This is a genomic window from Bartonella krasnovii, from assembly GCF_003606345.3.
Taxonomy (GTDB): domain Bacteria; phylum Pseudomonadota; class Alphaproteobacteria; order Rhizobiales; family Rhizobiaceae; genus Bartonella; species Bartonella krasnovii.
In genome coordinates this window covers 1,066,420-1,093,191 of record NZ_CP031844.2, presented here as the reverse complement: position 1 = coordinate 1,093,191, position 26,772 = coordinate 1,066,420, and the positions used below count along the sequence as shown (strand labels likewise).

The window sequence follows — 26,772 nt, the reverse complement described above, 5'->3', positions numbered from 1 at the left end:
AGATCACAATGAGTTTAAATGAAACCAAGCAGAGCATTGATGAGTGTGATGCGGATATCAAAAAATATGAAGAGAAAATAGAGAAGCTTAAAGAAGAGCTTAAACTAAATTCCGAGGATGAAAAAGAAGTTCAATCTCGTGATGAGGAAATTGAAGAACTGAAGCTGAAGCTGGATGCGTATGATGAAACGTTCGGTAAGAACATCAAATCTATGTATGAACTAATAGCAGAAATTGCACACCGTGATGCAGAAATAGAGAAGCTTAAAGACGAGCTTAAGCAGTGTGATGCATCTGTACAAAAGCCTTCTCATAAGAATAAGAAGAAAAGTAAGTGAGGAGAGAGAGATGGCAGATATGAAAGTTAAAAAGAAGTATGAACTTACAGATGACGTAGTTGATATTGGTCCTTGCAAGGTATACCGCATACGCGCCTTAAAAGATTTTGGTGATGTTAAAAAAGGTGATCTAGGCGGTTGGGTAGAGAGTGAAGATAATCTCAGTCACGAAGGCAATTGTTGGATCAGTGGTTTAGGGGTGGTTTTTGGTAGTGTAACAATAAACGATGATGATCAAGTTGAAAACTTTAAGTGTATTTCTCATAAGATTTACAAATTATCTATGTTAACACCACAGGAATACATGCAATCACTACCTTGGCACCGTAGAATATGGGAGCGACTCCGTTATTATTGGGAGTTCAGAATATGGCTGTAAAGAAAAGTAAGTGAGGAGAGAGATGGGCTTTATTGCACTTATTATATCTTGTTATGCAGCTTATAACGCTTTTAAAACCATAAAAGTGCTTAGACAAGAGATAGATGAAAAAGACACAACAATAGACGAGCAAAATAATCTAATCAAAAGATTATCTAACCCTAACATTTCCTATTGTGCGAATTGCAGCAAAATTGTGTGCAGAGAAATCGTTTAAAGCCCCATTCCTAAAAAAGAATAATCAGTAAATACAGGTGATTTAAATGTCTCATACAATACTTTGTTTTGATCTAGGTACGAAGACAGGATGGGCGATACGCGGTGCGGATGGTGGTATCACTAGTGGCACCGTTGATTTTAAATCACGCCGTTTTGAAGGCGGTGGGATGCGTTATTTACGCTTTAAACAATGGCTTAATGAAATAAAGCAGGCAGCAGGTCAAATTGACGCGGTGTATTTTGAAGAGGTGAGGCGTCATGTTGGTACAGACGCAGCGCATGTTTACGGTGGCTTGTTAGCAACGTTAACGGCGTGGTGTGAACATCATCAGATACCGTATGAGGGGATACCGGTTTGTACAATTAAGAAAGCGACAACGGGCAAGGGGAATGCGTCGAAAGAAGAGATGATAGAGGCAATGCGTGCAAAAGGACACGCGCCTTGTGATGATAATGAAGCGGATGCTTTGGCAATTTTACATTTAATTAAAGAAAGGGAATTGGGGTATGTCTAATGGGATGCCGTGGATACGATTTCATTTGTATGACTGGATAAGTGGTACAGATGGAATGACATTAGAGCAAAGAGGTGCTTATATGACACTTCTTGTTCGTATGTATGATAAAAAAGCACCAATTAAAGAAGATTTTGAAACGCTTTCACGTGCTTGCAATTGTTCGCAAAAAAAGTTCGCAACTATTGTCGAATATTTAATGAGGAACGATAAACTTATTGAGATAGATGGTGGGTTGTGGAACACGCGCGTTGAAGAAGAACTAAAAGATTTTGCTGATAAAAAGGATCACATATCGCAAATTCGTAGTGAAGCTGGCAAAAAAGGTGCACAAGCAAAAAACAATACAAAACAATGCGTTAATGATTTTGCTGAAGCAAACGACAAGCAAAACGTTTTTTTTGCTGAAGCAAACGACAAGCAAAATGATTTTTTTGCTGAAGCAAAAAGTAAGCAAAACGTTTTTTTTGCTGAAGCAAACGACAAGCAAAATCAAGCTATAAAGAACCAGAATAAGAATAATATATATAAAAAAAATAAAACTATCGTTTTATCAAAAAAAGAAATCGATTTTGAAGATTTAGAAACAACCGATTTGGATGACGAGCCAACAGAGGTTGCTGCTGTTGAAAGCCAACCAGAACAAATCGAAACGATAGCAATCAAACAACCTCTCATTCACGAGCAAGAAAGCGTTCCGAAAAAAACGAAACGTTCAAAAGATAATCGGGGGTGTCGATTGCCTGCCGATTTCAAACCTAATTTGCAATACGCTGTTGATCAAGGATTAACACATGATGAGGCGTTATTAGAATTCGAAAGATTTAAACTTCATTGGCAAGATAATCCAAATCGAAATGCTAAAAAAAGTGATTGGCAAAAGGCTTGGTACAAGTGGATTACACACCCAGAATATGGATTTTTAGCCAAGAAAAAGGAAAAATTAGAAAGGGAAAAACAATATGCACAACAAAGCACTAAACACACAGAACAGCAGCGTGGCTGGAGTTATCGAGTTGCACAGCATATGTCCAATATCAAAAATTCAGACAGTGTTTACAAATTTTTATTCGAGGATGACAACAGAACCCCCATTCCTTTGGAAAACAGGACAAAAGCCATTGAGTGCAGAAGTGGAGAGAGTTACCTCGTTGGTTGATGATGCGTTGCAAAAGCTTGAAAGAAAAGCAACTGAAGAGGAAATCCAAACAACGTTTCTTGTCCTTTCGAATGGTCTCAAAAGCCCCATGGGTTCAGATGAGAAAGCAACAGCGCTTGCGTATTTTTACGCTCTTGAAGGCATAAGCAGCTGGATATTGCAAATGGCAACAAAGAACGCTTTGAAAGGCAAAGCAGAGGGGTTAAATACAACATTTATGCCATCAACAGCAGATTTTTATCGCTATTGCGAAAATCTTGAAAGTGATATTCGCTGGAGTGCAAATTATATTTTGAAGGCTCTTGAGAAGCCAGAAATAAAGGAAAGAGAACAAAAGCCGCTTGCAACATCAGAACGCGTTGAAAAGCTTCAAAAAGAACTTGAAGAAGTTTTAAAGGGCATTGAATGAAAAACAGTAAAATAGTGAAAGGTGCTGATGATTTTGAGATTAGATATGCGTTTAAATCGATAAAAAGGCACCGTACAGAGCGATTTAAAAGTTTTTTAATAGAAACCACATTGAAACTAAAAACGCTGCTGTACGGTCCAATTTGAGGCAAATAAACCCATTGGTAAAGTTATGGATTTAGATAAGGGATATTAAATCAGATGTTCTTAAGAAACCGTAAATCAAGACAGCAAAAAAAATTTATTGCAACGGCGGTTGGATATGTACCATGGGGATTAGGGGTTTCAGAGCATTTTTACAATCTTTACGAATATGCAGATGGCACGAGGGAATATGAGGAATTCGATGGTGGACAATATCAAGATTATGAGATGCCAACGAATATTGATTACAGTACCAAAGCGCAGGTAAAAGCGTGGATATACGGTGGTAATTTACCAAAAAGCGTATTGAGTTATGAACCATTGATAGATGAGATAAATGTGCAAATCAAAAAACGTACAAAAGATGATCAATTGATTTGTGAAATTACGAATGATTTTGAGAGAGGCTATCCATTATCCAGTGAAGAGATAGACAGAGAGCTAGAAAAAGCGCTTGATATTCAATTAGGTAAGAACCAAAATGAAAAAAAGTGAAAAAAATAAAAAATACGTATTGACTTTAAAGAAAAGGTCGTTTAGAAAGATCGACAAGTGCTTAAAAACCACTAAATCGTAAGCGGATAGATCACGATAAGGTTTCTCCCATTCTTTAAAATACTGGCTGTCTTTTATGCTTTGAATAGCGTATGATGATTATGTCGGGTGTGCTTATACCATATAATACCCTTCGCGAGGGGAAAGTATAAGCAACGGACTTACGACCGTGTTTTTAGCGCCCGGCGCCCTTATGGGCTGTCAATTAAAAACTCTAATTTCGTAAGGAAAACAAGCATGAATGCTACAGTTAAGAAACAAACCACCCCTATTATTGCTACCGTTGCAAATGATAATATTGCACAAGATTTCGTATCAAAAGATACACAACAAACTAAGAAATATGAACTTTCATTGGGTGCTATTGAGTTTGGTAATCGTTTATTTCGTCGTGTTATAGCTTTAAGAGATTTTGGAAGCGTAAAAAAAGGCGACGTTGGTGGCTTTATAGAACATGAGGGTAATTTAAGTCATGATGGCAATTGCTGGGTAGCTGGTTATGCATTGGTATTTGGTAAGGCACGCGTTCTAGATGATGCTCATGTTACAGGTAATGCAAAAATTTTTGGTGATACAGAGATATCAAATAAAGCACGTGTTGGTGGTCATATGAAAATTTTTGGTCATAGCGCTGCTTTTGGTAAAGTAATGGTTTCGGGGCGTGCACGCCTTTTTGGAAATGAAACTATCTCTTTTGGTAATTTTAGATAACCTTTGAAATGCGGCGGTGCGGGGGCGCCTCTTTAAAACATCTCATTTAAAAATTTAACGAATATTAGATTAGGGAGCTACCTATGAATACTACAGTTGTATCTAAAAAATATGAAATTATAGACGAAATAAAAGAAGTTTACGATGCTGAAACCCGTCAACCTAAACACTTTTATCGCATTCGTGCTTTAAGGGATTTTGATGATGTCAAGGCGGGGGACCTCGGCGGTTTTGTAGAAAAAGAAAGCAATCTATCGCATGATGGCAATTGCTGGGTCTATGATGATGCTATAGTTGCATATGATGCTATTGTTAGTGAAAATGCAAAAATACGTAATGAAGCTGCTGTTGCTCAAAATGCTAAAGTTTATGGGAATGCTATAGTTAGTGATAAAGCTAAAGTTTATGGTCGTGATACCCATGTTTATGGCAATGCCAAGATTTTTGATAATGCTAGTATTAGTGGTACCATGTGGGTTCGTGGCCAGGGGTGGGTTTATGGCAAATGCGTGGTTAGTGATAATGCTAAGATTTATGGGAACGCAAAAATTTGTGGTCAAGTTTGTGACAATGCCGTGGTTTATGGAAAAGCCTTTATTTCTATAGAGGCAAAAATTTATGATGATGCCAAGGTTTGGCATAGTGCTTATGTAAAGGGTTTTGTTTATGGCAATGCAAAAGTATCAGGATCTTCTTGTGTATACGAGGGGTCTCATATTTTTGATAATGCTAGGGTTTATGGTAAAGCGCTTGTTTATAAAGATGTCAAGATTTATGGCAATGCCCGTGTTTATGAGAATGCTCGTATTTATGAAAACGCAGAAATTTATGATGATGCGTGCGTTTCTAACAGGTCTATTATTACAGAGGGTGTAAAAATTTATGGCAATACCGTTATTAAAGGCAATAAAAGAGTTTATAAAGATAGTGATGTTAGTGAACAAAGCACAAATAAAGCAGCATAAATAAAGGGGCGGGAGGCTTCTTTATAGCAAAAAAGAAAGCCGTGTCTTTAAGGGACGCGGCTTCTTTTATTAAAAACCATTATTGACAAGGACAATTCATTATGAAAACGATTAATGAATTACATAGTTTGTGTATAAACGCAAGTTTATTTTTATTCAAATTGCATCTTTAAACAAATGGTGCTATATTTTAAAACATAGAAAGCGTAAAAAACTTTCTTTTACAACGTTATTACAGCGTTGTATTTTAGCCGTTCCTTAGGTTAAAATAATATACTTTTTAAAAATCGCTACAAAAAAAGCCGTGTCCTTTAAAAGATACGGTTTTTTGCATATTAAGGCTTGTTATTTTATACATAATGTTCTATATCTTATATGAGATTTAAGAAATTGGAGAAGACCTTGTTATGTTTTTTACATAACAGGGTTTTCTTTTTATGCTAGTTATAGATTTGTATATAATAAAGCCGCGCCATTATCTTAGACGCGGCTTTCGTTTTGCAATGCATGAGTGTTATCGTTATTCATAGGTATTACGAATAGCCTTTTTTACACAAATATGTGTAAAATCACAAGCCTTAATACATATAAAAACCGCATCAAAATGAATTGATACGGTCTTTATACTCAAAATAATTAACAATCCAAATAAGCGATTAGAATAATCACAATATAAAAGAACATCCCATTATTATACAAATCGTATCAAAAAACAAGCAAATAAGTAAAATAAAAATAGGATTCATTATTTAGATTCAGTGTGTTATAATAAATTTCGTTTGTAAGAATACAACATAGTGTGTTATATTATTATCAGTTGTAAATTTGTTTTGTTGCTAGCTCTATGTTCCTATAAAAGGATATAAACCGCATGTTAAATAAAGTGATTTTAATTGGTTATTTAGGTGCAAATCCAGAAAGCAAAACAATGCCTTCTGGTGGCGAGGTGGTCAATTTTCGAATGGCAACGTCTGAGAGCTATACAGACAAGGCAACCAATAAGAAAATAGACAAAACAGAATGGCATTCTATTGTTGTCTTTAATCCACATTTGGCAAAAGTGGCTCTTCAGTATCTTAAGAAGGGGAGCAAAGTCTATATAGAGGGGCGTTTACAAACCCGTAAATGGCAAGATAAAAACGGCGTGGAACGGTATGTGACAGAGGTCATATTGCCTCAATACAAAGGCGAATTACAGCTTTTAGACAGCAAAAATAATAATGATCAAGAGCCGTCTGCTTATGACAGAAGCATTTACAGACCTCTTGATATGCCTACAGACGCCTTAAATGATGATGTTCCTTTTTAAACAGAAGGCGGTGTAAGTGAAAGCAAAGAAAAAGAGGGGACGCCCTAAGATCACAGGGCAGGTAAGAGAAGCCAATGGACGTATATCACGTGCAAATGCGCCTCGTGAAGCTGTCGATAAATTGGCAATAGAAATGCGTGCAAAGCGCTTTGGTTTAAGCTTACAAGATGCAAAAAATCCGCTTTCTGGTACTTATATAGGGCGGCTTTGTTTGCAAGGTGTGCTTACACAAGAGCAATATGCCACTGCACAACAATATCTACAGATAAGAAATAACTATCTTTGTGCAAAAGGCTTGCCTAGTGCTATTTATGACGAAATGCCGTCATCTGCTGATGATAAAGCAAGAGACAAATGGGTAGAATTTGCAACAGAGAAGTTTTTAAACACGCAAGAGGCAATAAAAGAAGCGCAACATCTCTATAGACAGTACAATCTTTACGCTGCGCTACAGTACCTTGTTATAGAGGATCAAGAATTACCGCATCTTGTAAGTTCACTACGTGTCGTTCTTAATGCGCTTCAAAAGTACTTCCATTAAGATTTTTTAATTGCATTTATAAACCGCTTGCATTTTCACTAATCCAGTTGTGTAATTGATTAATTATTTTATTTTTTCTGTCAATTGTTTCATTGAGTTCAGAGATATTGCTATTTATGTTAAGAATTAACTTCATATATTCTGGTTTTAAATGATCAGGCGATGAAAGAAGTTCTTTAGTCATAATATCTCGCTGTTTAATTTGTTCCAATAATTGAGAAACCAGCTTATTTCTATCAAAAGAAAGATAATTCCTCTCTATAATCGTAGCACGTATACTAATAATCTTTTGATTACGAGGAAAACGTTCTTTTAAGTAATGAAACATGATAGCCTGTTGTGACAGCGACTCTTGTAAGTCATTTTTCATAAAATCTAAAACTTTTAATATGTTTTCTTGTCCACGCTCTATGTTCTCTAATATTTTTGTTGTTTGTGAATGAGACTTATCTTCCTGTCCAGCAGATCCATTTGATATAGGACATGCTATTAAAAGCATAACAAATAATAGTTTTTCTTTAAATAAAGACTTTTTCATAAGCATTGTTTTTTTATATCCTCTAATTCTATCTATCATCTAATATCTATCATCTAACAGATTCCCATTGAAATTATCAATATGTGTTATTTTTGTGTTGACAAAGTGATGCAAATCGTATTTAATGACATTACTGTACTTAGGTGTATTGTATCTAAATGAGGGTGATGTACAGTTAAAACCCCTGCAAATGCGGGGTTTTTTATTATCTGGAGGGAGGAATTTATGACATCGGAAAACTCACAAAAGGTTTTACAGCCGACCAAAAAGCCTCTGCCACCCAATGCTGGTCAAGGGCGTGTTAAAGGGGTACCGAATAAGAATACACGTCTTCTTAAAGAGGCAATCATTAAAGCTGCTGAATTGGCAGGCAGTAAATATGGTAAAGAGGGATTGATTTCTTATTTGGAACAGCAAGCGATTAAATGCCCTGCGGCTTATTTAGCGTTGCTTGGTAAGATTTTGCCTTTGCAAGTGACAGGAGAAGATGGGGGAGGCATTAAGATCATAGGGCGTGTGGAAATAGCGCCTTTAACAATGAATGACGACAAGACAGATTAAGATTGTACCAAAGCTTATTCCACTTTTTGCAGGGGATGCTTTGGTCAGAGCGGCTTGGGGTGGACGAGGGTCTGGAAAGACAAGGTCCTTTGCCTTGATGGCTGCTTTAAAAGGCTATCAATTTGGCATGCAAGGAATATCGGGGACTATCCTTTGTGCGCGTCAGTTCCAAAATTCGCTCGCAGAAAGTTCATTGGAGGAGATTAAGCGTGCTATTGAAGCGCATGACTTTTTGAAGGACTATTATAAAGTTGGAGAGGCTTCGATTAAGTCAAATGATGGTCGTATAGCCTTTCAGTTTTGTGGACTAGACCGTAATATCGCCAGTATTAAATCGATGGGGCGGATATTGCTCTGTTGGGTTGATGAGGCAGAACCCGTCACAGAGACAGCTTGGCAGACACTTATACCGACGTTGCGTGAAGAGGGCGAGGGTTGGAGAGCAGAGTTATGGGTGACATGGAACCCATTACGTGATAATGCCCCCGTTGAGAAGCGCTTTCGTTTTTCAGATAATGAAGCGATTAAGCGTGTTGAGATCAATTGGTCAGACAATCCGAAGTTTCCCAAGATCTTGAATGAAGCACGGCTTGATGATTTGAGATACCGTCCAGAGACCTATAAGCATATATGGGAGGGGGCTTATCTTACAGCGGTTCAGGGTGCTTACTTTCAAAAGGAGATGTTGGCAGCCGAGCAGGAGGGGCGGATAGGGCGTGTTGCACGTGATCCTTTAATGCAGATACGCGCCTTTTGGGATATTGGGGGCACGGGCGCTAAGGCAGATGCAACGGCTATTTGGATAGCGCAATTTATTGGCAGAGAGATCAGAGTGCTTGATTATTACGAGGCACAAGGGCAGCCGTTGTCCGAGCATATCGGTTGGTTGCGTCAAAATGGTTATGAGAAGGCATTAATGGTTCTCCCCCATGATGGTGCGACCAGAGACCGTGTGCACAATGTGAGTTTTGAGAGTGCGTTAAATGATGCGGGTTTTGAAACGCAGGTCATTCCTAATCAAGGGGCGGGAGCTGTCAAGATGCGGATAGAGGCGGTGCGGCGTATTTTACCTTCAGTTTGGTTCAATGAAGAGACGACCGTAGCTGGACGTAAGGCACTGAACTGGTATCACGAGAAATGGGATGAGAAGCGCAATATAGGGTTAGGCGCCGAGCATGATTGGTCGAGTCATGCAGCCGATGCCTTTGGCTTAATGTGTGTGGGTTATGAACAGCCGGTGCAGAAACATAAGAGAGAAGCTTACAGCGGTAGAGAAGCTTATGAGAGCACGTCATGGATGGCAGAATGATGCATGATGAAGAGCATTTAGAGCAAGATAGTAACATTTCAGATTTGTCGACAGAAGGTTTGTTTCGTAAACTTATCAGCTGGTACAAAGAAGATGTTGAACATGTGAACAAATGGCGTGAACAAGCCCGTGAAGATTTTCGTTTTTACAATGGAGATCAGTGGAATGAAGCCGATTTAGCGGCATTAAAAGAACAGCGCCGCCCCGTTATGACTTTTAATCGGATAGCCCCGCTTGTGAATGCGGTTGTGGGGTCAGAACGGAATAATAAGCGAGAGGTACAATTTATCCCCCGTCAAATAGGCAAGGCATTGCCAAGTGAATTACTTACCGGGGCGGCGGAATGGTTTCGCGACATGGAACCATATATTGCATAAAAACACAACAAAGTCAATATGTTGAGTGAAATTGTTTTATATGAATCCACTTAAGAATCCATACTTTTATGCGTGTTTAAATTGACCATTTTTTATAAACAATTGCCATGTATGAATAGAGCATAAAAAGCAAATCATGATGCAAATATTATAACGTATCTGTGTATTCAAATGAAATGAAAAGCCGTTATCATTCATAATAGTTCATAAATTTTGTGATACGTTTTTATCACTAAAAAATCGCATTTTTTTGAGAGAAACCTTAAAAGGAAAATAATCGTTTGAAACTTTTATAAGCTTATAGGTGTAATTCATTAAGGGTGTATAAAAAGACGAAATCGTTTTTAAAGCGCTTACTAAAAATTTAGAAAACGATAGGCAGGCAATTATAGATACTATCATCACAACAGATATGAAATTCAAAACGTTATGTCTTATGAAAGCAAAAGCCTTTTTATGTTATGCAAGCAAGCTATCAATAAACGTTTTAAGTTATAGTTTTAAAGCACTTACTCACAAAATTAATGACAGCTCTTTTAAGAGAAAAGATAAGCAAGCAAAATTCAAAATCGTTGTAATCTCAAAACATGGGGTTTTACTCATTTTTAGAAAAAAGCGATAATGTTTAAAGAATGCTCTATTCTAATGTTAACGCCCCCAGAATTGGGGTGGTTAAGATTGCCAACTCAAAATTGAGCCGGCTAATTTTTAAAGAAATTAGGTTTTAAAGAAAAGTAAAAATACGCTTATAAGAACCTCTTTAAGTGAATGTATAAACGTTTGAAACTGATGTTTTATAGATAGTTATCATTTGCTTTTGATTGTCTTGATAAACCTACAAAGCATTTTGATTATAGAATGTAAGTTATTTCAATTCACTCAACTCAATTTTGAGCTTAGTGTTTTAAAACGTTTTCAAGAATCATTTTTGTAATGTGCTTTATTTCAAATGAATGCTATCAAGATTATACCCATCATTTACGGTTCTTTTGATAAGTTTTCATAAAAATAATAGAACGCTTGCAATATGATACGTTTTGTATGTAGATACTTATGGTTTGGAACTGGTTATTCCAAAGCCTCCATTGAAAAGCCGCGTCATATCAATTGGCACGGCTTTCTTTTTTGGAGTTCTCTCTTTTATGATACGTTTTAAGGAATGTATCTTATAATGCGTTTATAGCTGTAAGAAGGCGCCCCCATGCCGTTCTTTATTCTGTTTTATCAACAATCTTGATAACATGATCGCTTTCATAAACCTCACAATTTTTTGGCACCAACTTTTCTTTGCTTTTTTTGTTTATTTTTGCATTGCCATAAGCACGACCCCAGACCTTGGCACAATATGAGAGTTTTGCATTCCCATAAACAGAACCATAAACCTCACAAGAGCCAGCCACATTAGCAGAGCCATAGACCTTGCCATAAATCTTGGCACGCCCCTTAATAACAGCATAATTATAAACCTTGCCATGGCTATAAATGCAAGCCGAGCCAGAAACATTGGCATGACCATAGACCCTTGCATAACTAAAGACCGCAGCATCATGAGAAACATGCGCATGGTCATAAATATGAGCATCAGCAAAAACGCGGGCACCACCACTTACATGAGCATTGCCATAAATATTCCCATAAACATGAGCATTGCCATAAACAAAAGCATGGTCATAAATTTTTGCATATTGAGAGATAAAAGCCTTTCCATAGATTTCACAATTCCCATAGACTTGACCACAGACTTGAGAATAATGGCGTATTTTTGCATTTTCATAAACACGGGCATGACCATAGACACAAGCATCATCATACACCCAACAATTGCCCTCATGAGAGAGGTTGACTTCCTTTTCAATAAAGCCGCCCAAAGAACCAGCTTTGACATCATCAAAATCTTTTAAAGCCCGAATGCGATAAAGATTTATAATATTACGAGTAAGAGCATGTTTTATTTGTTTGATTTCGCTGGTTAATTCATATTTTTTAGACATAAGAATACCCTCACAATCTAATGTGATAAAGATTTGCTAAAATTTGGAATGGAAAATTTGTAAGAAGGGCGCCCCCGCAACGCCCGAGCATTTATTTATGCAGCGTCTTTTATGGTTTGATCACAAATGTTAATATGACCATTCAATTTTTTGGTATCTATATATGAATTGCCAAAAACACTCACTTTATCGCAAATGTATGTATAGCCGGTAATTTTTGCATTTTCATAAATACAAGCATCATCACAAACCACAGCAAAAAACCAAACTTGCGCATGGTCATAAATTCTTGCATTGCCATAAGCTTGCGCATAGCCAGTTAATAAAGCATTATCATAAATTTTAGCATGACCTTTTATAACAGCCCTGTCAGATACCTCAGAATGATTCAAAACGCAGGCATGATCGTAAACGTAAGAGGAACCACAAACTTTAGCATGATCAGAAACCCTTGCATTGTCATAAATTCTTGCACAATCAAAAACTTTAGAATTGCCTTCAATTTTTGCATGATCGAAAACACCCGCATAATCACAAACTGTAGCATTGTCAGAAACGCGCGCATAACCATAGGCACAAGCATCATCATATACCCAGCAATTGCCATCATGAGAAAGATTGACTTCCTTTTCAATAAAACCACCAAGGTCACCTTCCTTGACGTCAGAAAAGTCTTTTAAAGCTTTAATACGATAAAGAGTTGTAATCTCTCTAGTAAACATATTTTTAATTTGTTTGATTTCACTAGTTAATTTATATTTTTGAGACATAAGGATACCCTCACAATTTAATGTGATAACAATTTAATAAAATTTGGAATGGAATGTTTTAAAAGGGGCGCCCCCGCCGCGCCCGTGCTTTATTTAAGCAGCATCTTTTAGAGACTGATCGTTATAGAGAATTTCTTTATTACAGACTTCAATATTATTGCGAACCCAAGTATCGCCTTTAATGACCGCATTGCGAAAAATCTTTACATTTGCAAAAATACAAGCATATCCAGAGATTTTCGCATTGCCATAAATTTTTGTATCATTAAAGACACAAGCGTAATAATGAACGCGCGCATTTTCAAAAATATGAGCATCAGGATAAATGCGTGCAAAGCCATAGACCTCCGCATTGCCATAAACATTACCAGCCACAACAGCCTTGCCATAAACACGGGCATTTTCATAAATGCAAGCAACATTGTTCACATGGGCATAACCACTTACAACGGCATTATCGTAAACACGCGCATTGCTATAAACTTTAGCTTTACCTCCAACCCAGCAATTGCCCTCATGAGAGAGGTTATCTTCACCTTGTATAAAACCACCGAGGTCATCTTTTTTTACATCACCAAAATCTCTTAAAGCTCTAATTCTATGCAGCGTTTTAAAGCCAACCTCTATTGTCTCGCCCGTAAGCTCGTATTTTTTTGCAGGCTCTTGTTTATTATTAGAAATAACGGGGGTGTTTTGTGATATATTTGTCATAACTAAATCCTACATGTTTATATGTTTGTTATTGACACCCATAAGGGCGCCGGGCGCTAACAAACACGGCATGTAGTCCGTTGTTACGCTTTTCCCATAAGGGTATTGTATAGCGTAACGACACCCGACAAAATCATCATATATGCCAATTAGAGCATAAAAGATAGCCAGTTTTTAAAAGCTTTGGAAAGATTGTATCGTAATCTATCCGCTACATGTTCAGTGTTTGTTAATCACTTGATTATTTATATAACAAAATACGTATTTATTGTCAATTAATTTATGCACTTTTTTGATATTTTTTTATGATTTTTTTAAATGCATTGTGTGTATATATTTGTCATATGCTTATTAATTGCTTCTTATTTATTATATGCTTTTAAAGCTATATTATAGGATTTATTAAACGATTGCGTTATTTTTTGAATCTATACATTTATAATATTTAAAAACGCTATCATAATGCGTATTTTTAGTTTTATGACGTATCTATTTTTTTACTAAATGGTTTTAAAGATTTCTGTTAATTTCTTTTATAACACATTTGCAACTTAACAGCCTCTTATAGGGACTATCTCTATAACAAACGCATTCATTTGCATTGTGATTATGAAAACCTGCAGTTTTTATATATTCTCTATAGCCATTATCTTCTTATAGCTACCGCATCATTTTTCATTTTCATAAGAGAAAGGATAAATAGGATAATTGTGATTTATTGCCTATTATGAAATCTCTAAAGAGAGACTGATCATTATAGGGATTAGAAAGATCTCTTTTAATAGACTTTTGTCATTTTTGTCATTTTTGTTAGTTCTTTTTAGACCCTATAGAATTTTTTTAATGAGATAAAAATTAAAAACATTATTTTTCAATATGTTAATATTTTAATGATATAATCCTTATTAAGATATAATCCATAAATTCAACTCATAATATACATTTGTCAGTTATCTGTCAGTAAATTGAACTGACAAAATGATTATTTTAGTAAGTGATTAAAACGTGCTTTATGAAAAGCATATGAAAATGAAAACTGATTACGTTATCCAAATCCCTTTAATGAATTTTATCAGTTCACTTAAATGGATAAGCTTATAATTTTAGAGAATGATTAAAACACGTCTTATGAAAGCATGTAATCTTTTAAAGCCTTTCAAAAGACAGTTTATAATCATAAGAAATGCTATCAAGATCATTATGGTTATAGTTTAGGGGGGTAGGGGGTTTTGGGTGTTCTTTTTACACCCCCTTTATATATTTTTTAAATAAAAAATAAAAGTTATTATATTTCAATAAGTTAATGTTTTAAATAAACAACCTATATTAAATACAACACGTAAATACAATCTTTAATATATATTTAAGAGGGTTTTGTAGGTGTTTTGGGGGTTTTAAAAACAGACAAAACCTATAAGTAATATAAGCAAAATGAAGATGTAAAACTCTCTTTAAAGAGGTTTTTTTGAAAGCTATAAAGCACTCATTTGAGATTACGGTATAATCTCTTAAAGGCAATCCAAATAAATCTTATCTTGTTTAAGAGTGGATTTCTTATAAGTCTTAAAGCAATCCAAATGACAGTGTTTAAAAGTGCAAATGATTTCTTTTTAGAATAACGCATATAAACACTCCTTTTAAGATTATAGGTAATCAAATTACAAAAGAGGTATAGTTTATAGTTATAAGACTCTATACCCCTTATGATTAGCATATCCATTATGTGAGCATGGCAAGTCTATTCAATTTCTTTAATTTCTAATTTTGGTAGGCTCTTAACAATTTTCATTGTCTCTAAACTTACGGTAATAACCCTTTGAAACAATTCTAGAGGGTAGGCAGGGTTTCCAACGGTTTCAACAGCATAGCGATTGGCATCATTAACAATGCCACTCTTTTTATCTGTTTTTACACATTGACGCCCCATAACCCATTCAAGAGCGGGTTTGCCATTGACGATATATTCATAAGCTTCCTTGGGTATATCTGTCATGATGATATTGCTATTATAAATAACAGTGGATTTATCCTTTTCCTTGCTATTCTTAATTTTTGCGAATTTCATTTCTGTAACGTAATAAAATTTCTCAAGGTTAGAGATATCTGTTTGCTTCGGATTGCCTTTTTTAAATGAGACTGGATAAGGTTCCACATCTTCATAATTGACGTGCAAATGACCCAGTTGACGCCCTGCTGTAACAAATTTCCAAAAATCATCAGCACTCTTTACACAAGGGATACGAGGCAATTCTTTAGAGAGGTTATCAGCATAACGGGAACGATAATCTTCTGAATGTAAGATTCCGTAAACATAATAGAACAGATCATCTTTAGTTATGGTTTCATTAGGATAAGCAGCTTTAAAATGTGCTAATCCTTCATCCGTAATGGCATCACGCCTCTGTAAACCAACATTGTTGCTTTTCTCTATAGAATTCGTAAATAAATAAGACTGATTATTATCTTTTAAGGCTGTAACATCTTCATAAATATATAGTGGAAAGCATTGGCTAGTATCTATTGCATGAAAATCAGGTACTTTCTTAATCATGATGACAGAAAAGTCTTTTGTTGCTCCTGTACTTGTAAGTTGTATTACCTTATTATCAACCGCTTGCCCTATTGGGAATATACGCGGCATTTGATAAATTGCTTCATTAAAGGTATGATTATAATAAAGCCATTGTTGTGTAAAAGGGCGATATGAACTTTGCATAAGACATGTATCTTCAAAGTCAAAAAACTTTCCTCTAATTAATTGCTGTTTAATACTAAAACTCCAACTAATTTTTTTCACATCTGAATTTACGAAATCATTTACAATTTTTACACGTGATTTACGTTCAGCATGTGCATAAGTATCATTAAAACGCTCCACTTCACTATTATAAAAAATGATCATAGATCTCATATTTTTCGCTAAAGCTTCACGGCTTGAGTTATAAGCCCATGCATCACGACTTGTTACAATACCACAAGAAAAATTCTCAAAAAGCTTTTTATTACCAACCTTTTTATCCCCTATAGCTAAAAATGCTTTGAAACTGTCATCACGTTGATTGATCCAATCACCATGTCTGTCTGGTGTAATTATTTGCCAACCTTGTTCACTCCGTGTAATGCCATCAATACTACCAAGGGATTCAATTATCGTAAGCTTTTCCTGTCTCGTGAGATAATCTCCAATATCGCGGAAATATATTTTACCACGTTGTTGAGATTCTGGATTTTTGACGAGAATAGAGATAGCTATAGGGGCACGAGATCCTTCTCCAAAAATTCCACCACTTTCTTTCTTACGTTGTTCTCCAGAAGTCCGAGCATTTCCTCGTAAATGGAAAATATAAAGGCTGCTAAATTCTTCAACGAGGCATTTGCGTAAGCCAGCCATAGCATTTGCATCTACAAAGCTTGCATTTGTGACAAAACCAATAACACCACAGTCTTTTATACGGTTACTTGCCCAACGAATTGCTCGTATATAGCTATCATATAGATTTCTTTTTAATATTGCTTGAGATCTTGATGCATATGTATCACGAATGCTTCTATCAAGGATTTCATATTCTACATTCGCATTGTTATCATTTTCACTTCTTTGACCAGAAGAATAAGGAGGATTGCCAAAGATAACCTTGATATCCAGATTTTTCTGATGTTCCAAATATTCACTGTTTTCTTTAAATAATTTTTGTAGCAGATTTTTCTCTTCAAGCATCTGAAACGTATCGGTTAAACCAATATGCTTGAACGGGGTATATTCACCTTTCATAAGACTATGATAGGTCGATTCAATATTAATCGCAGCTATGTAATAAGCTAAGAGAACAATCTCATTAGCGTGGATATCATGACGGAATTTATATTCCATGTCCTCTGGTTTTATGAGATTGGATTGTAAAAGCCTTGTGATAAAGGTCCCAGTACCCGTAAAAGGGTCGAGAATAGAAACACCACGTGATCCTAGGCTTTTGCCAAATTCATTGCGTAAAACCTCATCAACAGAATGAATGATAAAATCCACAACCTCAATGGGGGTATAAACAATGCCAAGCCTATCCGTGGTTTTCTTAAATGCCTTGGCAAAAAAGTCTTCATATAGCTTGATAATAAGGTTCTGTCTTGCTTGGGGGGAGGTAATCCCAGAGGCACGGAATTTTACACTATCATAAAACTCTTGTAATTCTTTTGATACCTCTTCAATATTGGTTTTATCCAACTCAGCTAAGATCTTTTCCATCGCTTGCGAAATGGCATTGTTTTGCACAAATTCATTGCCATCAAACAAGGCTTCAAACACGGGGCGCGTTACAAGATGCTGTGCTAACATCTCAATGGCTTCCTCTTGTTTGATATCGCTGTTTAAGTTATTTTTTAGTTCTTTGTGAAAGCTCTCAAAAGCATGATAGGCTTCACTGGTTTTATCAGAAAGGATATCTTTAAGACGATTGATATGGTTTTGAGCAATTTCAGCAACATTGCCAGCCCATATGCCCCAGTAATCCGCAAGGGTAAATTTCTTAGCCAAAAGGGTTTTAAGGGCATTGGGAAACTCTTTATAAAAGGGTAATCTTCCTGTAACACTATGAATGTATTTTTGTGGTTCATAAGCTGCTTTTCCAATATCAAGCCCCGCGCTTTCTGGTTTCTCATAAACATGCAGTTTATCTTCAACCGTGGTCATACTCTTTAAGGCTACAATCTCTAAAGTATGACTAACGTCTTGACCTAAAATCATCTGGTTAAGGGTTACTTCAAAGTTCTCATCATGGGAAAGCAAAGCATTGATCACTTGCCATACAACACTGTATCTCTTGTTGTATTTTAAAGCCTCTTCAGCAGAAATCCCTGCTGGTACCCCAACGGGTAAAATGATATAGCCTCTTTTCTTACCCTTGGAACGGCGCATAATACGCCCCACCGCTTGTATCACATCCACTTGGCTTTTACGCGGGTGTAAGAACATGATCGCATCAAGAGCAGGAACATCAACACCTTCAGAAAGACAGCGTACATTGGTGAGCACACGACACGTATTTTCCCCCGCATCTTCCTTTAACCAGTCAAGAGCTTCATTGCGCTTCTTGGCACTTTGTGTTCCATCAATATGCGCAAAGGTACACTGAAGAGGCGGCGTCTCTTTATAGAGCTTATGAAGATCTAATAATTCTTCCTGCATGCCTTTAGAATTGAATGTGTCACAGATACGTTCAGAGGTCTTAATATCTCTACAAAAAGCCAAAGCCCGCCGCATAGGGTTAGGGTCATCACTCAAATCAACCTTCAGATCTATTTTACTAAGAGCTTGATAACAGCCTATGATCTTGGTTTTATCATCAAGGGTAAGTTCATAATTCTCATCGGTCATCAGATGTTGAATGGATTCACTCACTTCCTCTTCATTAACACCTAAGACAATAATCTTATAAGGAACTAAGAGTTCATTATTCACGGCTTTAGAGAATGTGTAGGTATAAAGCTCTTTTCCATAGAGTGCTTCATCATCCATAGAGGCTAAAATGCCATTCATCTCATGAGCTTGCTTTTTGGCACTATCAGCAAAGATCTTCGGGGTTGCTGTCATATACAGACGTTTTTTACCCAAAATGATGCTGTTGTCGTGAACCTTGATAAATTCAGATTCATGCTTATCTGTTCCTAAAACAATCCCAGTTGTTCTATGGGCTTCATCACAAATGATCAGATCAAATTCGGGTAAATCATATTCCTTTTGCGCATCGGAAATCACTTGAATGGAATGATAGGTCGAAAAGATCACGGTCATCACATCAAGAGAGATCTTATTAGCTTTACGCGCAAGTTCTTGTGAATTCGTTGTAGCCGGTAAAACCAGATCAGAAGCATCGAGACCAGATTCATCATCATGTTTACTTTTACGACGCTTGCCCACTTGTGTATCTGAACACACGGCAAAGGAACGTAAGGGAACTTCTGTATCAATGGTCCATTCACGGATTGTTTGTGACATCAAAGCAAGGGAGGGTACCAGAAACAACACACGCTTGCCTTTTCCAGCTATTTGTTCTGCTATCTTAAGACTGGTGAAAGTTTTTCCCGTCCCACACGCCATAATCAGCTTGCCACGGTCTGCTTCTTGCAAACCTTCACAAACTCTCTCAAGTGCTTCTGTCTGATGATCTAAAAGCTTTTTTTTCGGTTGTTCTTTAAGGACGGCTTGTCCTCGTTCTTTATAAGCTCCCCAATCGATTTGACTGTTTTCTAAATCAAACAGATTAATCTGTTGAATACGAACCTCTTGACCATCACAAGTGTTGTTAGCATTATCACTCCAATTGCTTTCGGTGCTATCAACCAAAATGCGACGGGTGAATATTTTCTTCCCAGAGGCAGCGATAAAGCTATTAATATCTTCTTTTTTAATGATGTGAGAAGCATCATAGCATTTACATTGAATAGCCGCATAACCTCCTTCATCACGGATTGTAGCGACCAGATCAATACCTATATCACGCCCATCTTCATCATGTTCCTTAGCCCATTCCGAATAAGTCTGAACCTTTTCGTATTCCTGCTTTTGTAAAGGGTCTTCAGAGAAATAATCCTTCACAAGGTTTTCAAACAGCGTTCCCAATTCACGGGGTGATTTAGCCTTTTTACGATAGAATTCTAAGAGAGAACGTAAAGTGATTTTTTCATGATCAGACTTAAGAGATTGCAGCATATTACAACAGAGCCCATTTTTTTATAATGTGTTTAATTCTTTTCAAAAGAATCAAAATGAAGCTTATTAAATCCATTTTGAACGAATTGAGAAAAAATGCAGAAAAATGCACAAAAACGGATAAATTTTTTCAAAAGGGGTTTTTAAAGCCTATTTATCCACAGCCTATGACGCATGGTTAGATCAGCACAATAGTGAAATTTGCTATTTATTTGACCTGTCAATCAAAACAAATACACTATGGGCTTTTAAAACATCAGAATGAGTATTTTGATAGGTTTTATGAGTGACTTTAATAGATAGGTTTTGTCTGTTTTTAAAACCCCCAAAACCCCTACAAAACCCTCTTAAATATATATTAAAGATTGTATTTATGTGTTGTGTTTAATATAGGTTGTTTATTTAAAACATTAACATATTGAAATATAATAACTTTTATTTTTAATTTAAAAAATATATAAAGGGGGTGTAAAAAGAACACCCAAAACCCCCTAAACCTCCAAAACCAATAGAATGGGGAGTACTTTGAAGGTTTATTTTATGACTACAAAGTTAGATGCTTTATCGGAATTTAAAATTGTTCATTGTGGTGTCTTATGACTTTTCACTAAAGGATGCCATTCATAATGTATGGTAGGTCGACCGCCTTGGGAGTTATTGTTTCCAGAGACTTCACGAATATAGTTACAACGGCATAAAAGCTCTAAAGCTTGCTTAACAGCTTGATTGTCTGTTAAACATTTCCAATCACGTTTATAAACATCCCTTGCCGTAAAAACATCGGATAAACAATCACAGCGTTCAACAATCAATTTTGCACGCTCTGCTGTTAATGTATTCCCCGCCGCATATAGCCTTTTGACATGGCTTATCAGATATTTTTCCCAACACAAGGCTCTCTCAAGGGCATTTCTATTGATTTCAAAACGCCCGCCTTCACACAGTTCAAAAATCAACGCAAGGGTTGGTATGGTTTTATCCATTTTCAAAAGATGTGTTTGTAAACTTGTAGAGAAATTCCCCCCTTTGATTATTTTTTGAAAATTTTCCCACCATTCACGAAACATCTCTTGAGCATCAGCAGAAAAGCGTATGGTCATGGGGTGTTTTGGTGATCCTAAAGGTTTATCATAAAGAGAACGAAAGACCTCTTGATAACTTTCCCATGCCTTTTGATTGGGTGGTCTATCAACCCATAACCGCTCTTTTCGTTCATCGGGAAAGACCAGCATTTGAAACCGTTGCAATAAACCGTCATTATTGGTTCCATGGTGCATGGCTTGAATAATGGGAATAATCCGTGAAGGTTGAATGCCCCCAATGACGGAAAGGGTTGCATTGGAAATATGAATAGTTCCACGTTCTATACGGTCATAGGTGTATGGCTTATTGCCATTAAAAGCTGTTAGATAGAAAGAACGGTCTGTTTGATATTCCTTTCTCTCCAAATTAGATAAAAACCCAGACAATTCATCACGAACCAACAATAGACCACGGGGGTTTTCTTTTAACAATTCCCCAAGCTTTTCAACCGTGACATCGTTGACAATAAGACGTCGTTTATTAAGCGTGTCATCATCATCAGTTTCTTTGTGTTCAAGAGCTTGAGAAAGAAGAGCAAGGGCTTGTTCCTCGTCTTGATCTTTGAATGCTTTATAGGCTTGTTTTTTCTTTTCTCGTTTGTCTAATTCAACCAGAATATCTTTTGTTTCTTGGCTTTTTTTCTGCTTTACCCATTCTTGATACCATTCCTCTTGAAAGGCATAGAGAGGAGCTAAAGCAGCTTCCATGGTGGGTGTTTTCATCGTTGAAGGTTGCCCCACAATAGCCCCCCAGAGATTAGGAACAATTGTCCAATTGGCATGTTGTTTTGGAGCGATACGCACGCCATTACCAATGACAGCAGCCAAACCGCATAAAGCAGAGATCGCCACAAAATCGATAGAAGATTGTTGAATATCAGTAACGTCATAAACATAGTCTATTAATGGTGTTGGGAGCAGATATACTTTAAAGGGGTCGACGGGTAATAAAGCTTTATCAATAGGCTGTAATTCCCCCCAACCATTTTGTTGCAAGGCGACTTCATAAGGAATAGCTTTTAAACAAGTATTATCATTGAATGAAATATTTGGGTTATTTTTATCTTCTATCATTATTTATAACCTTTTAGGATTAAAAAGTCATTGAAATCTAAAGCGTTAGGGGCTTGCATGATAAAGACCTCAAAGCCTTGGCTATAAGCACGCTTTGCAAGGGTAAAGCCTGCTTTACAACCCGCATCATCCCCATCCATTGCGATTGTCAGATGTCCTTTTATGGGGGGTAAATTCACACGCATCATGCCACTGGTGGAAAGGGACGCCCATAAATTCACGGGCTCTGATAACAAACCAGACAGCAGAGAGAGACCGGTTTCAATGCCTTCACAAATGACAAGATGTTTTGGATTGTCTTGACTTAAATGCACAGCACCGCCCATGACAGAACCCAACATGGCTTTTGCTGGTTTCTGATCTGTTTTGCAGCCATTGGCTTGTAAAAAGGTCCTATGAATGGCAAAAGAGCCAGCCCCCTTAACAAGAGCAACCAACGCGGGCAATGTCATTCCTAATGGGTGTGGACAGTTGTCGTGAAAGCGTAAATAAGGAAATAAGTCATAACAAATACCCCGATTGCGTAAATAGGTTTCTGCTAAAGTCTCTTTTATTGGTTGACTTTGTTGCCAAATCTCTTTTGCTCTTTCTGCTTTGTGTTTTGCTCTTTTAAGATCAGCAGAAAACTGTTTTGAGAAAGAGAGCCTATGATCATAAGTTTTATCAAAAAAGGCTTGTTTCTCAAGCAAGCCAATTCTTCTGAGTGCTTGTATGATCTCTTTAAAAGAGCAGCCAGCATAACAAGTGAGTAAGAGACGCCCATCATGTCCATTAGCAAGGGATAAGCTAGGCAATTGATCATCATGGGCTGGACAGCGGGCACTTCCATAATGCCCATGCCAAACCCCACGCAAGGCATTGGTGATGCCCCGAGCATTCGTAAAAGACAACATGTTTTTTTTATCCTATGAATATTGCACCATAGGACGGATTTTGCTATTCATTATTTGAGTGAAAATGGAATGCCTTGTCCGTCCTTACGTGACAAGGTTTTCTTTTATGCGACGTCGTTATAACGTTGCTGTTTTGCTTGCTCTATGACATTCAAAAGATCCGATTGTAACCAACGGGATAAAAAACCAAATTTTAAAGGCTTTGGTAAAGAGCCATTGGTCACATGACGGCGGAATGTTGAAACACTCATATGAAGCAATTTGGCACTTTCACGGTCTGTTAAAAGAATATCGTTTTCTGTCATTATAATTTCCTTTCAAAAGTAAAAAATGGGAACAAATCATAAGTATTTATTAAGCACATTTTGGAATCATTGGAAAGGTATTTAGTCTATAGAAAACAGTGTTTTATTATACATTTTCTAATGTGATAATTTATGAGTCTCATTGAGAAAGAATGAGAGAAGAGAGAGAGAGAAAGTTATCCACAGATAATGGGGTATTACACCCCATATCTTAAGCTTGACCTGTAACATAAGCCGCCCATTTATCCATATAGATACGGCGCTGTTCTAAATAGTCAGTACGACGATAAGCACGCTCTACTTTACCCCCTACCGTATGACTTAGAATAGTTTCAGCGACCTCATAGGGGGCATCGGTTGTTTCAGCAAGCCAATTGCGTAAACTAGAACGAAAACCATGGGGACGTGCTTCAACTCCAATCTGTTGCATATATTTTGCCATACAATTCTCACCTATGGGACAACGACCGGTAGGAGAAAGAAGAAAATCACTTTTAGAGATACAACGGGCTTGTTCAATTATTTTTAGTGCTTCTGTTGATAGAGGCACGCGAAATTCTGTTGTAGCATCGCGTTTTCCTTTCATATTCTCAGCAGGAATTGTCCAGACATCATCTTCAATTTGATCTTCACGAATATGACGCAAAGGAAAAGTACGAACGCCTGTAAGGATAAGCAAGCGCAAGGCTAGTTGTGTTATAGCTGTTTTTTGACAAAGCGTTTTATAAAAAGCCGGCACATCTTTCCAATCCATGGCTGGTATATTTTGTGTTTTATGGAGTTGTTTACCTAAAAGAGCGCGTGCTTTTTCTGTTGCTTGTAAATCAACATCCAACCCTAATGCAGCCGCATGTTTGAGACAAATATTAAGGCGGATGAGTGCTTTTTCTGCTGTTGTAGCTTTTGTATGCCAAATAGGGGCAAGGGTATTGCGTATCTCAGTTTGGGTAATCTCAGAAACCGGTAAACAGCCTAATTTTGGTAGAATATAAAGGCGTAAAGGTGTAAACCATTTACCATTTTTACCATCACCTTTTAATTCAGCTTTACGGCTTTCAAAAGCATCTAGTGCAATATCTTTTAAATAATGGAGATTGCTTATTGCTTCACGCTTTTGTTTGTTGCGTTCTTGAATGGGGTCACGCCCTTCATGCAAAACAGAACGCCATTGATTTGCTAATTCACGAGCTTTTTTTAAAGAAACATTTCGCAACGTTCCCAAGCCCATTTCACGGCGGCGCCCATGAAGGGTATAACGATAAATCCATTGAGCACCTCCATCTTTACGCTTATGAAGAAGCAAGCCGGCACCATCATTATATTTGCCAGCCCCCAATGTTGCGACAGACCTTGCATTAAGACGGTTCATAAGAGCCATTTTTAAATCCTTTCTTATACAAATTTTATCCACACACTCATCCCGCTTTTGATGTGCAAGGGAATGGTTTTGATTGATTCAAGATAAACAGCTTTGAAATGAGAGAATCCTACGTTATTCGAGACTCTCATTCAACAATACAAAACAATGAATTATTATTATAAATCAAAGCGTTGTAGCGACATGGCACATGCGGAATATGCAGATTCGGATGCTTTCCAAGATGCCGTCATCTGTGGCATGGGCTGGACAGATACGCGCCTTGATTACGAAAACAACCTTGATGGGGAGCCGGTTATTACACGTTTAGACCCGTTAAAGATGGTTTGGGATAGTGCAGCCGTGCAACCGAATTTAACCGATGCACAACGTATGTGGTATGTGGACCGCAAGCCTTTGGAAGTTGCAAGACAAATGTTTCCGAAAGCCCATTGGAGTGAACTGAGTGCGGATTGGGCGAGGGATGGGAGTGCTTATGAAGGGGTTCATCATAATGATTTAGAGGCTTATGATGATGAGAGGGGCATTGATGTTGAAAATGGTCGACGAATGGTTACGCTTGTCGAATGCCGTTGGTTTGAAAGCGAGAGATATTACAAAGCGCCCGATTTAAGTACTGGAGAACTTCGTGACTATAGTGAAGAGGAGTTTAAACAACTTCAATGTATGATGCCTCAGATACAAGGGGCAGCTTTTAATAAAAAGGTTGTTAAACGTGCTTTTTTAGGCAGGAAAGTTTTACTATGCCCCGATCAACCGATGGTTCCTGCTGGTCAATTAGGTTGGGAATGTATAACGGGTTATTTTGATAAGATAGAACGGCAATTTTATGGGGTTGTGCGCCCTACAAAAGACCCACAGCGATGGGCGAATAAATATTTCAGTCAAGTCATGCATATTCTCAATAGCCAATCCAAAGGCGGGATTATGGCAGAGAGGGGCGCCTTTGAAGACGAGCGAGAAGCGGTAAAAAGTTGGAGCAGAGCAGACAGTATTACGGTTTTAAAAAATGGAGCTTTGGCAGGTGGCAAGATACAGCCAAAACCGGTTTCTCAGTTTCCTACGGGCTTTTTCCAACTGTTCAATGAAGCGAAAGAAGCAATTAATCAAGTGACCGGCTTATCGCCAGAGTTTATAGGAACGCGAGAGGTCTCACAAGCAGGGATTTTAGAGGCACAACGGCGTCAATCCAGTTTAAACCTGCTCGCTTGTTTGTTTGATGGGTTGCGTTTATATCGCAAGCGTCAAGGCAAGCTTATTTTGCACTTGATCCAGAATTATCTCTCTGATGGTCGTTTGGTACGGATTTCTGGAGAAGAGAATGCGCAGTATATCCCCCTAACCCGTGAAGCGGTGATGAGTGTTGACTATGATATTGTGGTTGATGATGCACCGACCAGCCCGAACGAAAAAGAGCGGACCTTTGGCATTATCACGCAATTGTTACCCTTGCTTCAAAATGCTGTGACACCGGATATCATGCTTGATTTGCTGCGCTACTCTCCATTGCCTGCATCTCTGCTTAATCGCGTGAGTGAAAAGATGCAACAACAGCAGCAAATGGCGCAACAAGCGCAACAGCAGATGAATCCAGAGCAAGAAATGAAGTTGCAAGAAAAGCAGCAGGATATTGCCGCCAAAGCCCAGATGCAGCAGATGGATTTACAAGGAAAGCAGATTGATCTGTTCATGCATCAACAGAGAGCAGAATTGGAAGCAGAGATTATGCAACAGAAACATGAACTTGAACGGGAACGTATTCTTAATGAACGAGCCCAAAATCAAATCATGCGGGAGCGAGCAGCAACATATCGAGGAAGAAGCATTTGAGAGAGGT

22 protein-coding genes and 1 pseudogene are annotated in these 26,772 nt (G+C 37.4%); 14 read left to right on the top strand and 9 right to left on the bottom strand.

Annotated features, from left to right (window positions below):
- The first annotated feature begins 8 nt into the window (after positions 1-8).
- The 10 genes from D1092_RS04690 (at position 9) to D1092_RS04640 (ending at position 7,243) form a co-directional block, all read left to right on the top strand.
- Positions 9-338, top strand: coding sequence for a hypothetical protein (locus D1092_RS04690; protein ID WP_120122396.1), 330 nt, complete (start codon positions 9-11; stop codon positions 336-338).
- Positions 339-348: 10 nt separating this feature from the next.
- On the top strand, positions 349-717 hold the full coding sequence (locus D1092_RS04685) for a hypothetical protein (protein WP_241436922.1): 369 nt from the start codon (positions 349-351) through the stop codon (positions 715-717).
- 263 nt (positions 718-980) lie between these two features.
- Positions 981-1,451 (top strand): crossover junction endodeoxyribonuclease RuvC, encoded by a 471-nt coding sequence (locus tag D1092_RS04675; RefSeq protein ID WP_120122394.1) that lies wholly within the window; start codon positions 981-983, stop codon positions 1,449-1,451.
- Complete coding sequence (locus tag D1092_RS04670) at positions 1,444-2,610, top strand: YdaU family protein (RefSeq protein WP_120122393.1); 1,167 nt, start codon at positions 1,444-1,446, stop codon at positions 2,608-2,610. Before D1092_RS04675 ends, D1092_RS04670 begins: the two co-directional genes overlap by 8 nt.
- The gene (locus D1092_RS04665) at positions 2,573-3,019 is read left to right on the top strand and encodes a hypothetical protein (RefSeq protein WP_174767356.1); all 447 of its coding nucleotides are present in this window, start codon (positions 2,573-2,575) and stop codon (positions 3,017-3,019) included. The genes D1092_RS04670 and D1092_RS04665 overlap by 38 nt, the downstream gene beginning before the upstream one ends.
- A gap of 200 nt (positions 3,020-3,219) precedes the next feature.
- Positions 3,220-3,657: a hypothetical protein gene (locus D1092_RS04660; protein WP_120122060.1), complete on the top strand. Its 438-nt coding sequence runs from the start codon at positions 3,220-3,222 to the stop codon at positions 3,655-3,657.
- Positions 3,658-3,954: 297 nt separating this feature from the next.
- A complete protein-coding gene (locus tag D1092_RS04655) occupies positions 3,955-4,428 on the top strand; it encodes a hypothetical protein (protein WP_120122391.1) in 474 nt (157 codons plus the stop codon).
- Between the two features lie 83 nt (positions 4,429-4,511).
- Complete coding sequence (locus D1092_RS04650) at positions 4,512-5,393, top strand: LbetaH domain-containing protein (protein WP_120122390.1); 882 nt, start codon at positions 4,512-4,514, stop codon at positions 5,391-5,393.
- 871 nt (positions 5,394-6,264) lie between these two features.
- Positions 6,265-6,702, top strand: a complete 438-nt coding sequence (ssb, locus tag D1092_RS04645; RefSeq protein WP_120122063.1) for a single-stranded DNA-binding protein — start codon at positions 6,265-6,267, stop codon at positions 6,700-6,702.
- Positions 6,703-6,718: 16 nt separating this feature from the next.
- Positions 6,719-7,243, top strand: coding sequence for a hypothetical protein (locus D1092_RS04640; RefSeq protein ID WP_120122389.1), 525 nt, complete (start codon positions 6,719-6,721; stop codon positions 7,241-7,243).
- Between the two features lie 16 nt (positions 7,244-7,259).
- Here D1092_RS04640 and D1092_RS04635 read toward each other — a convergent pair whose 3' ends face one another.
- Positions 7,260-7,820, bottom strand: coding sequence for a hypothetical protein (locus D1092_RS04635; protein WP_120122388.1), 561 nt, complete (start codon positions 7,818-7,820; stop codon positions 7,260-7,262).
- Positions 7,821-8,006: 186 nt separating this feature from the next.
- Between D1092_RS04635 and D1092_RS04630 the strand changes: the two genes are divergently transcribed.
- The 3 genes and pseudogenes from D1092_RS04630 to D1092_RS04620 form a co-directional block, all read left to right on the top strand.
- On the top strand, positions 8,007-8,342 hold the full coding sequence (locus D1092_RS04630) for a hypothetical protein (RefSeq protein WP_120122387.1): 336 nt from the start codon (positions 8,007-8,009) through the stop codon (positions 8,340-8,342).
- On the top strand, positions 8,323-9,651 hold the full coding sequence (locus tag D1092_RS04625; RefSeq protein ID WP_120122386.1) for a PBSX family phage terminase large subunit: 1,329 nt from the start codon (positions 8,323-8,325) through the stop codon (positions 9,649-9,651). The genes D1092_RS04630 and D1092_RS04625 overlap by 20 nt, the downstream gene beginning before the upstream one ends.
- Positions 9,636-10,010 (top strand): annotated as a pseudogene (locus D1092_RS04620) (portal protein); the annotation flags it as partial. The gene D1092_RS04625 and the pseudogene D1092_RS04620, both read left to right, overlap by 16 nt.
- Before the next feature lie 1,229 nt (positions 10,011-11,239).
- Here the strand turns inward: D1092_RS04620 and D1092_RS04615 are convergent.
- The 8 genes from D1092_RS04615 to D1092_RS04580 all read right to left on the bottom strand — a co-directional run bounded on the left by D1092_RS04615 (position 11,240) and on the right by D1092_RS04580 (position 24,935).
- Positions 11,240-12,019 carry a hypothetical protein gene (locus D1092_RS04615; protein ID WP_120122384.1) on the bottom strand — a complete coding sequence of 260 codons (780 nt, stop codon included), beginning with the start codon at positions 12,017-12,019 and terminating at the stop codon, positions 11,240-11,242.
- A 95-nt stretch (positions 12,020-12,114) separates the two neighbouring features.
- Positions 12,115-12,789: an LbetaH domain-containing protein gene (locus D1092_RS04610; RefSeq protein ID WP_120122383.1), complete on the bottom strand. Its 675-nt coding sequence runs from the start codon at positions 12,787-12,789 to the stop codon at positions 12,115-12,117.
- A 93-nt stretch (positions 12,790-12,882) separates the two neighbouring features.
- On the bottom strand, positions 12,883-13,500 hold the full coding sequence (locus D1092_RS04605) for an LbetaH domain-containing protein (protein ID WP_120122382.1): 618 nt from the start codon (positions 13,498-13,500) through the stop codon (positions 12,883-12,885).
- A 1,738-nt stretch (positions 13,501-15,238) separates the two neighbouring features.
- Positions 15,239-20,203, bottom strand: coding sequence for a DEAD/DEAH box helicase (locus D1092_RS04600; RefSeq protein WP_148255611.1), 4,965 nt, complete (start codon positions 20,201-20,203; stop codon positions 15,239-15,241).
- 581 nt (positions 20,204-20,784) lie between these two features.
- A complete protein-coding gene (locus D1092_RS04595; RefSeq protein ID WP_120122380.1) occupies positions 20,785-22,359 on the bottom strand; it encodes a YfjI family protein in 1,575 nt (524 codons plus the stop codon).
- Positions 22,359-23,252, bottom strand: coding sequence for a DUF7146 domain-containing protein (locus tag D1092_RS04590; protein WP_120122379.1), 894 nt, complete (start codon positions 23,250-23,252; stop codon positions 22,359-22,361). Before D1092_RS04590 ends, D1092_RS04595 begins: the two co-directional genes overlap by 1 nt.
- A 104-nt stretch (positions 23,253-23,356) precedes the next feature.
- On the bottom strand, positions 23,357-23,557 hold the full coding sequence (locus D1092_RS04585; RefSeq protein WP_007347430.1) for a helix-turn-helix transcriptional regulator: 201 nt from the start codon (positions 23,555-23,557) through the stop codon (positions 23,357-23,359).
- A gap of 211 nt (positions 23,558-23,768) precedes the next feature.
- Positions 23,769-24,935 carry a tyrosine-type recombinase/integrase gene (locus D1092_RS04580; protein ID WP_120122378.1) on the bottom strand — a complete coding sequence of 389 codons (1,167 nt, stop codon included), beginning with the start codon at positions 24,933-24,935 and terminating at the stop codon, positions 23,769-23,771.
- A 147-nt stretch (positions 24,936-25,082) separates the two neighbouring features.
- Between D1092_RS04580 and D1092_RS04575 the strand changes: the two genes are divergently transcribed.
- Positions 25,083-26,765 carry a portal protein gene (locus tag D1092_RS04575; protein WP_241436388.1) on the top strand — a complete coding sequence of 561 codons (1,683 nt, stop codon included), beginning with the start codon at positions 25,083-25,085 and terminating at the stop codon, positions 26,763-26,765.
- The last annotated feature ends 7 nt before the right edge of the window (positions 26,766-26,772 follow it).